Consider the following 13,224-nt stretch of genomic DNA (forward strand, 5'->3'; position numbering starts at 1 on the left):
GCTGACCTCGCCGGCCATCGCCGGTTCGAGCCGCATCTCGCCGACGTCGTCGCCGCTTGAACTCTAATCTAAACGCAGACCGGCTCGAAGAGTGGATTCGAATACAGCCGCTTGGCAAAATTTGCCTCGATAAGGCGGGCGTTCTCCGCCGCCCATCGTGGCGATTGATCCTTGTCGATCAGCGCCGCGCGCACGCCTTCCACGAAATCCGGGCTCTGGATGAAAGCTTCGGCAAAGGCCAGTTCTCGGTCGAGGCAGGCCGCGAGCGGGCGCTCGGCGCCCCACTCCAGCATGCCGAGCGTGATATCGAGGCAAGACGGGCTGGCCCGGCGCAATCCTTCCAGCGCCTGAAAACTCCAGGGCGAGCTTTCCCGCTCCAGCATGCGCGTCATCTCCGCCACGCTGGGTTGGCCGAAGCAACGCGCAATCACCGCCCGGTTCTCGTCGAACGGACCGGCGGGGGGTGCCTCGGCGAAGGCGTCCAATATGTCTTCCACCCGCTGGCGCGAGCGGCACAGTTCCTCGGTGAGCTCGGAGAGTGACGTGGAGGGTATGAAATGGGTAGCGAGCCCCACCCGCACCGCATCCCCCGCCGGAATGCGCATGCCGGTCAATCCAAGACAGGTCCCCACGAAGTCCGGCAGACGCGAAAGGAAGAAAGTACCACCAATATCCGGGAAGAAGCCGATCCGCGTCTCCGGCATCGCGAAGCTCGCCCGCTCGGTGACGACGCGATAGCGGCCATGGACGGAAAGCCCCATACCGCCGCCCATGCACACGCCGTCGATCAGCGAGACATAGGGCTTCAGATAGCGCGAGATCAGAATGTTCACCGGGTATTCGGCGAGGAAGAATTCCATGGCCTCGCGCACCTGCCCCGAAGCCGCGAGTTGCTGGATGTGGCGAATATCGCCGCCGGCGCAGAAGGCCCTGGAGCTTGTGGAGGTGAGCAGCACCCGCTCCACCGCCGGCTCGCCGAGAAAGGCGGCGAGCGCCGCCTGGATGTCCCGCACCATGGCGGTATCGAGCGCGTTGAGCGCCTGCGGCCGGTCTAGCGCGATGATGCCGGCACGTCCCCGGCGGTCTGTCTGGATATTTCCCAAGGCGGAACCTCCCTTCCAGCCTCCCGTGCGGTGCGCGGCAGTCGCTACTGCACCGCGCCGCTTTCCTTCAACTTGCGAATGCGTTCCTCGCTGTAGCCGCAGGCGGCCAGCACCGCCTCGGTATGCTGGCCCATGGTGGGCGCGGCGATGGGGGCGGGTCCCGGCGTGCGCGAGAATTGCAAGGGCTTGGTCATGCCGCGATAGCTGCCCACCACCGGGTGCTCGTAGGTGGTGACAAGATCCTGGGCGAGTATCTGCGGGTGATCGAACATGTCCTCGATCGGCCGCACGGGGGCGTTCGGTACGCGCTCGCCGAAAATCTCCGCCCATTCCTCAGCGGTATGTTTCTGGAGTCCCGCGCGCATCCGCGGCAGGATCAGCTCGGCGTTCGCGATGCGTAGTCCCATGGTCGCAAAGCGCGGATCCTCCTTGAAGTCCGGCATGTCGAGGAAGTCGCACAGCGCGTCCCAGAAATGCTTGGAATGCGAGGAAATGTAGATGTAGCCGTCCCTGGTGGGATGGATGCCAGTCAGCGGGGCGAGGCGTATATCGCGATTGACCTCGCGGCTCTCCTCCCTGGTCCAGACAAAACGGCCGGATTGCATGGTGATGGCGCTGCGCAGCAGCGAGGCGCCGATATACTGCCCGCGCCCATCCTTCTCCCGCTGAAACAGGGCGGAGGCGACGCCGAAGGCGACCAGCGAGGAAGTGTAATAATCTACCACCGAGCCGAGCACGATTTCCGGGTCGTTGCCCTCGCCGCCCTGGAACGTACACAGGCCTGTCAGACACTGCAGGACCTGGTCGAAGCCGGCATTGTTGGCGAGCGGGCCGGTGTCTCCGAAGCCCGTGATGCCGCAATAGATCAGGCGTGGATTGATGACGCTGAGGCGCTCATAGTCGATCCTGAGCCGACCCGGCACCGAGGGGCGGAAATTGTGCACCACCACATCGGCGGTGCGCACGAGGTCGAGGAAGGCCTCCAGCCCCGCTTCCTTCTTCAGGTCGATGACGATGCCGAGCTTGTTGCGGTTGGTGCCGACGAAAGAGCGGCTCTCGCCCGGAATGGTGGAAGGGTAATGGCGCATCATGTCGCCCTGCGGCGACTCGATCTTGATGATTTCCGCGCCCATGTCCCCGAGCAACGCGCAACCATAAGGGCCGGCTAGATAGCTGGTGAGATCGAGCACCCGGATGCCCGTCATCGGCCCCAGCGGCTGGCGCTGCTCATCTGCCGGCTCGTCGAGATCGGAAGTATTTCTCACGCGCCTATCCAGCATGAGGGGTATCCTTTACAGATAAAGCTTATAATTGTGGACCAACGCCCAACGCGACAACACAACGAAAGCAGCTCTCGTCCCATTGTTAAATATTGGTACTCCCTCTTACGCCAGGTTGTTTCTGGATATACGGTCTACCAAGTACAATGAGACCCCAGGGAGCGGCCAATCTCGGGAAAGGCCAAGTGGAGTGCTGTACGCGAGCCTAGGTGTATGACACTCTGCGGAAGCTAAAAAATAACGTTCGGGCCTACCGCATATATCTCCATGGTATGGTCCGGGGAGGAACGCCAGGATGAACGCCCCCTTTCCGTCGCCGGTCGCGATGTTCAAGAGTGAACGGTTCGACCTCAGGAAGCTGCATTACTTCGCGCGCATCGTGGAGCTCGGCAGCATCTCGCGCGCCTCAACCGAACTGCGCACGGCCCAGCCCGCGCTGAGCAAGAGCATACGCTGTCTGGAGTTCGATCTGCGCACCCCTCTTCTGGAGCGTTCCAGCAAGGGCGTGCGCCCGACGCGCGCCGGCGAGAAGCTCTACGAACACTGCAAGATCGTGTTCCGTCAGCTTGAGCTGGCACGGGCGGAGATACAGGGAACCGGCGACATCCCGATGGGCAGCGTGACCATCGGAATCCCCTACAGCGTAAACCTCATCCTCGCCGCGCCGCTGCTGCGCGAGACACTGGTGCGCTTTCCCGAGATCGACCTGCAGATCGTGGAGGAGCATAGCGCCGGCATCGCCGTGCAGTTGCTCTCAAATCGTTTCGACATGGGCATCATTGTCTCGGAGGGCAATATGAACTCGGCCCTGCAGGCCGACGAGATGCTGCAGGAGGAGTTCCTGCTGGTGCGCCCCGCCACCGGCGAGGCGCCCGCCGACGAGCGCGCCGTGCGGCTGGAGGATGTGGTGGACCGTCCGCTCATTCTCGCAAAGGGGCAATTGCGCACCATGGTGGAGGAGCGCTTCGCACGCCGCTCGCTGCGGCTCGGCTCGGTACGCGAGATAGAGACGTTCAGCATGATCCCGCAATGCGTCGAGGCCGGTATCGGCGAGGCGATACTGCCCGGCGGCTGGATCAGCGCGCTCGGTCAGACACGCACCACCTGCACCAGCTTCGAGGAAGGCATGATGCATCGCCGCCTCGCCATCTGCCATTCCTCCGCACGCCCGCTGAGCCATGCGGCCTTGTGCATCAAACGCCTGATCGGCCAGATCGCCGCCGAGCTGATCGATAGCGGGCAATGGAGCGGCGCGCGCCTCACCCGGCGCCCTGAAAACGCCTGAGCCCTGCTGTCGAGGCACTGGCCCGCCCAGTGCGTGTGGGCGCGGCGCATAGCGCGATGTTATGGCGGTTAGACCACATCGCTATATGCGCGACACCAACGCGATGGATGAAGCTTGCAATGCTGGGACGGCGCCCCGACACGCCAACGGGAATGTCGCCGTGCCATTTGCGTGCCGGTCCGCCGGCGCGCTGTTTCGCGACAGCCGTCGGCCGCCATGCCCAACGCGTTCCCATGGGCGCGGCCAGGTCGACACAAGGGGCAACGAACCCCTTCAGGGAGAGAAACATGTCCAGGATGTTCATCTGGCCGCTCATCGCCGCCACCCTCGGCCTCGTGCAACCGGCGACCGCCGACTATTATCCAAGCCGCCCGGTGAAGCTGCTGGTGCCCACTCCGCCCGGCAACGCTCTCGACATCGGCGCGCGCCTGCTCGGCGAAGGCCTGACCCAGAAGTGGAAGCAGAACGTCTTCGTCGAGAACAAGCCCGGCGGCGCCGGCGTACCGGCCATGCTGGACGGTAAGTCCTCCGCGCCGGACGGCTACACCATCATCGTCGCCCCCTCCTCCACCGCCGGCATCAATCCTGGGCTCTATCCCGATCTGCCCTACGCGCCCCTGAAGGACTTCGACGCCGTGAGCGGCATCTATCTCGGCCCGATCATGCTGGTCACGCGGCCGGCCTCCCCGTTCAAGACCGTGAAGGACGTGGTCGACGCCGCCAAGGAAGAACCGGGCAAGTTGATGATCGCCATTGCCGGCCCGCTCGGCACCACACAGCACCTGTCCATGGAGTTGTTCGCCAACCGTGCCGGCATCGATATCGAAGGCGTACCCTACAAAGGCAGCGGCCCGGCGATGCAGGACCTGCTCGGCGGCCACACCGACCTGTTGTTCGACAGCGTGGCCTCGGCCATTCCGCATATCAAGGCCGGCACCATCCGTCCCATCGCTGTGGCCACACTCCAGCGCATGCCGCAGATCCCGAACGTGCCGACCTTCGCCGAATCCGGCATGCCGGATTTCGAGGCGGTGAGCTGGGGCGGGCTGATGGTCCCGAAGGGCACGCCGCCCGAGATCATCCAGAAGATCGCAGCCTCCACCAAGGAGGTCGTCGCCCAGCCGTCCGTGAACCAGAAGATGGTCGACCGCGGGCTGATCCCCGACACGCGCGGCCCGAAGGAATGGGAAGCCTTCATCGGCGCCGAGATCGAAAAATGGGGCGCGCTGATCAAGGCGGGCAATATCAAGCCAGAATGATCAGCCGCACCTGATCGCTCGCCCCGACACCTGCTCCAGCCTCGCCTTCGCTCCGCGCGCGCGGATGCCGGCGCCTGGCCCGACCGGCGCCCAGTTCGCGGTGTCGCGCCACTCTTTTCCGCATAGGGCCATGTCCCCATCCCCGGCACGGGCCGTACCAAGGAGAAAAGCATGGGTTTCGTCCGCAACCCCAAGGACGTGCTCGGCGGCCTGGTGTTCATCGGCCTCGCCGTGCTGTTCTGGTGGCAAAGTCACAAGCTCGCCCTCGGCTCGTCGGGCCGCATGGGGCCAGGCTATTTTCCGATTCTGCTGTCCGGCCTGCTCGGTTTCATCGGGCTTCTGGTGCTTACCAACGGGCTGAGAATAAAGGGGGATGCGCCGGCCGGCTTCTCATGGCGCGGGCTGGCGGTGATCACCGGGGCGGTCATATTCTTCGCGCTCGCGCTGCGGCCGCTCGGCTTCGCGCCGGCCCTCGCCCTCACAGTGTTCGCCTGCATGCTCGCCAGTCGCGCCTTCCGTCCGATGGCCGCCCTCGCCATGGCGGCGGGGATGACGGTGTTCGGCTGGGCGGTGTTCATCCTCGGGCTCGGCCTTCCGCTACCGTTGCTCGGACCGTGGCTCGGCGGCTCGTGAGGAAAGCGGGATGGAAATTTTCGACCATCTGATGCTGGGATTTTCCGTCGCGCTTTCGCTGGAAAATCTCTTCTACTGCTTCCTGGGCGCACTGTTCGGCACGCTGATCGGCGTGCTTCCGGGCCTCGGCCCGGTGCCGACCATCGCGATGCTGCTGCCCCTCACCTACGGCCTGCCGCCGGTCTCCGCGCTGATCATGCTCTCCGGAATCTATTACGGTGCGCAATATGGTGGCTCGACCACCGCGATCCTCATCAACCTGCCGGGCGAGAGTTCCTCCGTCGTCACCGCCATTGACGGCCATCAGATGGCGCGCAAGGGGCGAGCCGGCGCAGCGCTGGCCACGGCGGCGCTGGGCTCGTTCTTCGCCGGCACGGTCGCGACCGTGCTGCTCGCTCTGTTCGCGCCGCCGCTCGCCAGCTTCGCTCTGCAATTCGGCCCGGCCGAATATTTCTCGCTGATGGTGCTCGGTCTTGTCGCCTCCGTCGCACTGGCCTCGGGCTCCGTGATCAAGGCTCTGGGGATGATCGTGCTCGGGCTTCTGCTGGGGCTTTCCGGGCAGGACATCTATACCAGCGCGCCGCGCCTGACCTTCGGCCTCACCGACCTCGCGGACGGCTTCGACTTCGCGGCGGTGGCGATGGGAATCTTCGGTATCGGCGAGATCGTGCGGAACCTTGAAGACGAATCGAGCCGCATCCTGGTCGCCTCCAAGGTGTCGCGCCTGGTGCTGACGAAGCAGGAGTTCAAGCGCATCATCGCCCCAGTGCTACGCGGCACCGCGCTCGGTTCCTTCCTCGGCATATTGCCGGGTGGCGGGGCGTTGCTCTCGTCCTTCGCCTCCTACTCCATAGAGAAGAAGCTGTCGCGGGAACCGAAAGCCTTCGGCTTGGGCGCGATCGAGGGCGTGGCCGGGCCGGAGAGCGCCAACAATGCCGGCGCGCAGACCTCCTTCATCCCGATGCTCACCCTGGGCATCCCCTCCAATGCCGTGATGGCGCTGATGATCGGCGCGATGATCATCCAGGGCATCCAGCCGGGACCGAACGTCATCACCGAGACGCCCATGCTGTTCTGGGGGCTCATCGCCTCGATGTGGGTCGGCAACCTCATGCTGGTGATCCTGAACCTGCCGCTGATCGGCATCTGGGTGCGGCTGCTCACCATTCCCTATCATGTGCTGTTCCCGATCATCGTGGGCTTCTGCTGCATCGGCGCCTACAGCATCAACAACAACACGATCGACGTCTATTCCATGGCGGTGTTCGGGATGCTCGGCTACGTGCTGGTGAAGCTCGACTGCGAGCCGGCCCCGCTGCTGCTGGGCTTTGTCATCGGGCCGATGCTGGAGGAATATCTGCGCCGCGCCATGCTGCTGGCGCGCGGCAACCCGCTGGTGTTCATGGAGCGGCCGATCTCCGCCGCGCTGCTGTTCCTGGCGCTTGCCGCATTGGTAGCAGTCGGGCTGCCCGCCATCCGCCGGGGACGCGAGGAGGCGTTTCAGGAGTAACGCCCGAAGGGCGCGGCCGGAACGCCCGCCTGCGCCTTCCATTTCTCCCCCACGGGTTCCGAGACACACCGGACATGTCCCAGCACCAGATCCCTTTCGATGCGGCTCCGGCCCAAGCGCGGCCCGACTGCGCACCCTTCGAGGTCTATGCCCTGCGCTATGCAACCCGCCCGGGCACACGGCGCGAGAACTTCATCGACCGCGATCCGCATGATGGGTCAATGCCGCTGAGTTATTATGTATGGCTGGCCCGCTCGCCGGAAATGACCGTGTTGATCGATACCGGCTTCTGCCGCGAGGTCGCCGAACAGCGCGGGCGTACCTTCCTGCGCTGCCCGATTGAGTCGCTCGGGCGCCTCGGCGTCGACCCGGCAGGGATCGAACATGTCGTGCTGACCCATCTGCACTACGACCATTGCGGCAATCTCGAAAAACTGCCTTGCGCCAGCTTCCATCTGCAGGACACCGAGATGGCCTACGCCACGGGGCGCTATATGGGCCATGCCTGCTGCGCGGACGCCTTCGAGCTGGAGGACGTGGTGCGGGTGCTCAGGCTGAATTATGCCGGCCGTGTGCAGTTTCATGACGGCGCCGCCGAGCTCGCCCCCGGAATCCAGCTCCACCGCGTCGGCGGGCATTCGGCGGGCCTGCAATTTGTCAGGCTGTGGACACGCCGGGGATGGCTGGTGGTTGCTTCCGACGCCAGCCATTTCTATGAGAACGTCCAGTCCTCGCGCCCCTTCCATCTCGCTTTCCATGTCGGGCAGATGCTCGACGCCTTCGGTGACCTCAAGCGGCTCGCCTCCGCACCCGAGTTGATCGTGCCGGGGCACGACCCCCTGGTAATGGAGCGCTTTCCTCCCGTTAGCGAGGCGCTGCAAGGTATCGCGGCGCGGCTCGACTGATGCCATCGGACCGTCGACCTGCCCGCCCCTTTCTTCCAGGCAGCACAGGAGATCCGCACCTATGTCAGACGGCACCGCATCCGCCGCGTCGAACGAGCATCGCATCGTCATGCTCGACAAAGCCGCCCTGCCGCCCTGGGTGAGCCTGCGCCGGCCGCGCTTCGCCTGCGACTGGCGCGAATATGACGAGACTACCCCCGCCGAGATCGTCGAGCGGGCGTGTGAGGCGACGATCCTCCTCATCAATAAACTGCCGTTGACCGCGGAAGCCCTCGCGCAGCTGCCCAGGCTCCGCATGGTCGGCATCGCGGCGACCGGCACCGACAAGGTGGACATCAAGGCATGCGCCGAGCGGGGCATCGTCGTCTCCAATATTCGCGGCTATGCGACGAAAACCGTGCCCGAGCATACATTCGCGCTGATCCTCGCCCTGCAGCGTAGCCTGCTCTCCTATCGCGATGCCGTGGCCAGGGGGCGCTGGGGCGAGACGGCGCAGTTCTGCTTCTTCGACTATCCGATCCGGGATCTTTCCGGCAGCACGCTGGGCCTCATCGGCCGGGGCGAGCTGGGCGGAGCTGTGGCGGCGCTGGGACGCGCCTTCGGCATGGAGGTTGTCCAGGCCGGCCGCAGGGGCGATGCCAGTCCCGGTGAGGGTTTGACGCCATTCGACGAGGTGCTGGCGCGTAGCGACGTCATCAGCCTGCACTGCCCGCTCACACCGGCGACGCGCGGGTTAATCGGGCGGGAGGAGTTCGCCCGCATGGCGCGCCAGCCACTGCTTGTCAACACGGCACGCGGCGGCCTCGTCGACGAGACCGCGCTGATCGAGGCCGTCGAGCAGGGGCTGGTGTCGGGCGTGGGGTTCGACGTGGCAACGCAGGAGCCGATGCCATCGACGCATCCGCTGATGCGGATCGCCGGGCGTCCAAATGTCATCATCACCCCCCATGTCGCGTGGGCGAGCCGGGAGGCGACGCAGGCACTGGCCGACCAGCTCATCGACAATGTCGAGGCCTTCGCGGAAGGCCGGCCGAACAATGTCGTGCTGCCGGGCTGAGGCGGCGCGGCGCCAAGGACCCTGCCTCATCCCGCCGTGGAGAGGAAGCCCGCGCCTTCTAGGCCGCGCGGTCGTTCTCGATCGCCTTCAGCGTCTCCAGCACGCGCTGGGCGCGATAGACGATCGGGTAGTCGATGAACTTGCCGTCGAGCTGGAACGCCGCCTTTCCTTCCGCTTCCGCCGCGGCGAAGGCCTCGACGATGCGGCGGGAATGGGACGCCTCGGCCTCGGTCGGCGTGAAGACCTCGTTGACGATCGGGATCTGCGTGGGATGAATGCACATCTTGCCCTGGAAGCCGTTGGCGCAGACATATTCCGCCGAGACCCTCAACCCCGCCGCATCGTCGAGCCGCACCCAGACGGAATCGATGGGCGGCTCCAGATCGGCGGCGCGTGAGGCGGTGACGAGTGCCGCGCGGGCATAAGCAAGCTCGCGCTCATGCGCGGTCCACGCCATGTTGACATCCAGCGTGAAGTCGCCCGCCCCGAAGGCGAAGCGGCGCACGCGGGTGCCGGCGCGGGTGATCTCGCGCACATTGTCGATGCCCTTGGCGGTCTCGATGATCGGCAGCAGGTCGATGGAGCCGACCGGCAGGCCCCGTTCGCGCTCAAGCTGGCTGATGACCCAGTCGGCGGCGCGCAGGCCGTCGGCCGTCTCGATCTTGGGCAGCATGATGCCGTCCACGCCCGGCTGCACCATGGCGACGAGATCTCCATAGCCGAACTCGGTGTCCATGGCGTTCACCCGCACATAACCCACGCAGCGGCGCGGACGCTGCAGCGCGGCCACCACGAGCGCGCGCGTGGCTCGCTTCTCGGCGATGGCGACCGCATCCTCCAGATCGAGGATCACCGCGTCGGCGCCGATCTCGATACATTTCTCGACCCGGCGGGCATGGTTGCCCGGAGCGAACAGCAGGGTGCGAAGCGGCATCGGCGTCTCCTGATCCTTGTCTCATGCGGGTTCCGGCCCACCGCGCGGGCGGATCGAAACTAGCGACGGATCAGTGGGATGTGGGAATACCGAATGGCTCGGGCACCGATATCCGGGAGTTATGGCCTTTCCTCGCCGGGCCTGCGCCGCGCATCCGTGAAGCGCTTCACCAGCACGAGGAGGATGGCGGCCACCGCCGAGAAGGCGGCGATCACCACATAGGTGCCCTGATAGCTGCCGAACACGTCATGGAACTGCGAGAACAGGCTGGGCCCCACGGCAACACCGGTAAAGGTGAAGAACATCGCCGCCCCGGTGACGGTCCCGACCGCCTCGGCCGGGCTGAGGCGGGCAATCTCCGAGAGATAGACGCCATTCCAGGAATTGGCGGTGAGGCCGAGGACGAGGAACAGCCCGACCAGCCCCGCAAGCGGCAGCATGTCGCCGGCCCATGCCACCAGCAGGGCGGCTGCCATCATCGCCAGCGCGAGGCCGACCAGCACGGAGAGCCCCCGGCCGGTGGCATCGGCCACCGCGCCCCACAGCACGCGCCCGAAGGCGCCGCATAGCTGCACGGCGGCCAGCACGAGGCCGGCCGTGGCGAGGTTGACGCCCTTTTCCTCCACCAGCATGGCGACGAGAAACGCCACCACGGAGAGCTGCACCGCCGAGAAGCAGAAGGTGGACAGCGCCAGCCAGCGCAGCGGCGGATTGCCGAGCACCATCCGCAGCGAGGCCCAGGGCAGCACCATGGGCACGCGGGCGCGCCCCTCCGGCCGGTCCAACTCTCGCCGGCCGCGCTGGGAATACAGCATCACCAGAAGGCACGCCGCGCCCACGCTCCACGGCGCCGCATGCCAGCCGAAGCGGAGCGCAATCCAGGGGCCAATGATGCCGGCCGCCATGCCGCCCACAGGCACGCCCGCCTGCTTGATGGAGAAGATCAGGCTGCGCCGGTGCGGCGGGGCGTGGCGGATCAGCAGTTCGGACGATGCCGGGATGATCATCCCGTAGGCGACGCCGATGGTGAGCGAGCCGACCGCCATGGAGGCGAGGTTAGGGACGCTCACCAGCACGCAGCCGATGGCATCGAGCAGCATCGCCAGTTGCCCCATGCGGCGGCCGCCATGGCGGGCGACCAGCGCGCCGGCGACCAGCGATGCCACCATTGCGGCGAGGTAGATCACCGTGATCTGGTAGCCGATGAACAGGGTCGGCACGCCGAGCGAGGCGGAGACGGCCGGCGCCAGCGCCGGCACGATCAGCACCGACATGGTGCCGAGCGCCTGCACCAGGACCGTCTCCGCCAGAACGGAGGTGAGCGAGACGGCGCGCCCCGGTGGGGCGGCTTCGATGCGGCTGGCGGTTCGGTCGTCCACGGCGGGTCCTGTAGGAAACGCGCGGCGGGGAGTGCCGCGCGGAGCATCCACGCCGGCCCGATAGGCGACCGGCGTCAGATCTGATGGATGCGGAAGGTTCTCAATATGTCGATCTGCTCGTTTCCGCCACGTTCGCGATGCTGGCGGAACAAGGCATTGGCCTGGATGCGGTCGCGCCGGCGGATGGCCTCGATGATCTCGAAATGCTCCTCGATGGATTTGCGCGGCTGGGGATGCGGGCGCAGGCGCAGCGTGAAATAGCGCGCCCGGTGTACCTGGTCCCAGCAGTTCGTCACCACGTCGGCAAGACGCTTGTTGCCGCTCATGCGAATGATGTTGAGGTGGAACTCCTCATCGGCGAGCGCCCATTGCTCGATATCGTCGCGGTCCAGCGTCTCGATCATCCTGTGGCAACACGCCTCCAGCTCGGCGAGCTCCTCTTCCGTGGCACCCCGCGCGGCGATCAGCTCCGCCGCCATCGGCTCCAGGCTGATCAATATCTCGTAGATCTCCTTCATGTCGGAAATCGACATGGGGAGGATGCGCACGCCATGGCGCGGAATGACCTCGACGAGCCCCTCGTTCTGCAGCCGCACCAGAGCCTCGCGGATCGGGGTGCGGCTGACGCCAAGCATGATCGCCAGCTCCTGTTCGAGGAGTTGGGAGCCGGGCGTGAGTTCGCTGTCGATCACCTTGCGGCGCAGGATGTCGTAGACGTTCTCGGTCGATGTGCGCCGTGCCGGCTTGGCATCGGCCTTCTTCGCCTCGCTCATCTTCTTCATCCCATCCCCTGCGCTCGAAATCATCGCGTGCTCTTCATGCGGGGTGTGAACGGGCATGTTCGGTGGAACTCCCGAGAATGTCCGCCCGCGTACCGGCGGCGGTGACGTAGCTCTGGCACCCGATATCCAGCATGTCGGCGATATCGCGCGCCGCCGCAACAACCTCGGCGGTGTCCACGCCGGTCTCCACACCCATTTCGTTGAGCAGGTGGACGATGTCCTCGGTGGCGAGATTGCCGACCGCGCCCATGCTGGTAGGCGTCATGATGCCACCGCCGATGCCGCAGATGCTGCCCTCGATAAAGCTCGCGCCGGCATCGAGCGCCGCCACGATGTTGGCCGCGCCATTGCCGGCAAGGTTATGGACATGGAAGCCGACCTCGACATCCGGGAAGCGGTCCAGCGTCTTGCGGATCAGCTCGTTGACATGGCGCGGGTCTTCCATGCCGAGCGAACCGGCGAAGTAATAGCGCGTGATGCCGCCATTGCGCATGCGCTCGATCAGGTCGAGCACGCGGCTCGGGGGAATCACGCCCTCATAGGCGCACCACCAGGCCATGCCGATCGCCATGACAAAAGGCGTATGTGCCGCATCGGCGATGCGGAAGGTTTCGATGGCGGCATCGAGACCCTTCTCGATCGTCATGTTCTGGTTCTTGAGGTTGTAGGCATGGCTGGCGGTGATAAGGCCGAGGATTTCCTGCGACTTCGCCGCCACCGCGCGCTGTGCGCCGCGCGGATTCGGCGCCTGCGCACGGTAGACGACGCCCGGCTTGCGGGTGATGCGCTCCATCACCTCCTCCGCGTCCCGAAGGTGCGGGATGACGCGCGGATGGGCGAAATTTGTCACTTCGACCACGGGGAAGCCAACCTCCGACAGGCGGTCGACCATCGCCACCTTGGTGTCGGTATCGACCCAGCGGTGAAAGCTCTGAAGCCCGTCGCGCGCGGAAACATCGACGACGGTGGTTGAGGTGGGAAGGTTCAGCACGGAAAGGCTCCAGTGTGAAAGGCATCTGTCGCGAGCGGGCCGCCGAGCAAATCACCTTTAATGTATACGTTACGGCATGCATTGGGTCAATGAAACGCCTACGGAC

General features: G+C 65.5%; 12 protein-coding genes. 6 read left to right on the plus strand and 6 right to left on the minus strand.

Annotated features, from left to right (window positions below; all coding sequences use genetic code 11):
• Nucleotides 1–68: 68 nt before the first annotated feature.
• Nucleotides 69–1,103, minus strand: coding sequence for an enoyl-CoA hydratase/isomerase family protein (locus AC1RU4_RS17700; RefSeq protein WP_492892432.1), 1,035 nt, complete (start codon nt 1,101–1,103; stop codon nt 69–71).
• 44 nt (nt 1,104–1,147) lie between these two features.
• The gene (locus AC1RU4_RS17705; protein WP_492892433.1) at nt 1,148–2,368 is read right to left on the minus strand and encodes a CaiB/BaiF CoA transferase family protein; all 1,221 of its coding nucleotides are present in this window, start codon (nt 2,366–2,368) and stop codon (nt 1,148–1,150) included.
• 310 nt (nt 2,369–2,678) lie between these two features.
• Between AC1RU4_RS17705 and AC1RU4_RS17710 the strand changes: the two genes are divergently transcribed.
• From AC1RU4_RS17710 to AC1RU4_RS17735, 6 genes are all read left to right on the plus strand, one after another.
• Nucleotides 2,679–3,668: a LysR family transcriptional regulator gene (locus AC1RU4_RS17710; protein ID WP_492892434.1), complete on the plus strand. Its 990-nt coding sequence runs from the start codon at nt 2,679–2,681 to the stop codon at nt 3,666–3,668.
• A gap of 287 nt (nt 3,669–3,955) precedes the next feature.
• Nucleotides 3,956–4,927 (plus strand): Bug family tripartite tricarboxylate transporter substrate binding protein, encoded by a 972-nt coding sequence (locus AC1RU4_RS17715; RefSeq protein ID WP_492892435.1) that lies wholly within the window; start codon nt 3,956–3,958, stop codon nt 4,925–4,927.
• A 171-nt stretch (nt 4,928–5,098) separates the two neighbouring features.
• Nucleotides 5,099–5,560: a tripartite tricarboxylate transporter TctB family protein gene (locus AC1RU4_RS17720; protein WP_492892436.1), complete on the plus strand. Its 462-nt coding sequence runs from the start codon at nt 5,099–5,101 to the stop codon at nt 5,558–5,560.
• 10 nt (nt 5,561–5,570) lie between these two features.
• A complete protein-coding gene (locus AC1RU4_RS17725) occupies nt 5,571–7,070 on the plus strand; it encodes a tripartite tricarboxylate transporter permease (protein ID WP_492892437.1) in 1,500 nt (499 codons plus the stop codon).
• Nucleotides 7,071–7,144: 74 nt separating this feature from the next.
• The gene (locus AC1RU4_RS17730; protein WP_492892438.1) at nt 7,145–7,975 is read left to right on the plus strand and encodes an N-acyl homoserine lactonase family protein; all 831 of its coding nucleotides are present in this window, start codon (nt 7,145–7,147) and stop codon (nt 7,973–7,975) included.
• Between the two features lie 61 nt (nt 7,976–8,036).
• The gene (locus AC1RU4_RS17735) at nt 8,037–9,032 is read left to right on the plus strand and encodes a D-2-hydroxyacid dehydrogenase (protein ID WP_492892439.1); all 996 of its coding nucleotides are present in this window, start codon (nt 8,037–8,039) and stop codon (nt 9,030–9,032) included.
• A gap of 58 nt (nt 9,033–9,090) precedes the next feature.
• Here the strand turns inward: AC1RU4_RS17735 and AC1RU4_RS17740 are convergent, their stop codons facing one another.
• The 4 genes from AC1RU4_RS17740 to AC1RU4_RS17755 form a co-directional block, all read right to left on the minus strand.
• Nucleotides 9,091–9,966, minus strand: coding sequence for an HpcH/HpaI aldolase/citrate lyase family protein (locus tag AC1RU4_RS17740; RefSeq protein ID WP_492892440.1), 876 nt, complete (start codon nt 9,964–9,966; stop codon nt 9,091–9,093).
• 119 nt (nt 9,967–10,085) lie between these two features.
• Nucleotides 10,086–11,345 carry an MFS transporter gene (locus tag AC1RU4_RS17745; RefSeq protein WP_492892441.1) on the minus strand — a complete coding sequence of 420 codons (1,260 nt, stop codon included), beginning with the start codon at nt 11,343–11,345 and terminating at the stop codon, nt 10,086–10,088.
• A 74-nt stretch (nt 11,346–11,419) separates the two neighbouring features.
• Entirely contained in the window at nt 11,420–12,127 is a 708-nt protein-coding gene (locus AC1RU4_RS17750) for a GntR family transcriptional regulator (protein WP_492892442.1), read from the minus strand.
• Nucleotides 12,128–12,161: 34 nt separating this feature from the next.
• Nucleotides 12,162–13,118 (minus strand): hydroxymethylglutaryl-CoA lyase-like TIM-barrel protein, encoded by a 957-nt coding sequence (locus AC1RU4_RS17755; RefSeq protein ID WP_492892443.1) that lies wholly within the window; start codon nt 13,116–13,118, stop codon nt 12,162–12,164.
• Nucleotides 13,119–13,224: the final 106 nt, after the last annotated feature.

It is taken from the genome of Ancylobacter sp. GW821-FHT10E12 (genome assembly GCF_058809335.1).

Bases quoted from the DNA above. Each gene is read 5' to 3' on its own strand.
- AC1RU4_RS17740 (WP_492892440.1), bottom strand. From the start codon at position 9,966: ATGCCGCTTCGCACCCTGCTGTTCGCTCCGGGCAACCATGCCCGCCGG.
- AC1RU4_RS17725 (WP_492892437.1), top strand. From the start codon at position 5,571: ATGGAAATTTTCGACCATCTGATGCTGGGATTTTCCGTCGCGCTTTCG.
- AC1RU4_RS17750 (WP_492892442.1), bottom strand. From the start codon at position 12,127: ATGAAGAAGATGAGCGAGGCGAAGAAGGCCGATGCCAAGCCGGCACGG.
- AC1RU4_RS17720 (WP_492892436.1), top strand. From the start codon at position 5,099: ATGGGTTTCGTCCGCAACCCCAAGGACGTGCTCGGCGGCCTGGTGTTC.
- AC1RU4_RS17715 (WP_492892435.1), top strand. From the start codon at position 3,956: ATGTCCAGGATGTTCATCTGGCCGCTCATCGCCGCCACCCTCGGCCTC.
- AC1RU4_RS17735 (WP_492892439.1), top strand. From the start codon at position 8,037: ATGTCAGACGGCACCGCATCCGCCGCGTCGAACGAGCATCGCATCGTC.
- AC1RU4_RS17710 (WP_492892434.1), top strand. From the start codon at position 2,679: ATGAACGCCCCCTTTCCGTCGCCGGTCGCGATGTTCAAGAGTGAACGG.
- AC1RU4_RS17730 (WP_492892438.1), top strand. From the start codon at position 7,145: ATGTCCCAGCACCAGATCCCTTTCGATGCGGCTCCGGCCCAAGCGCGG.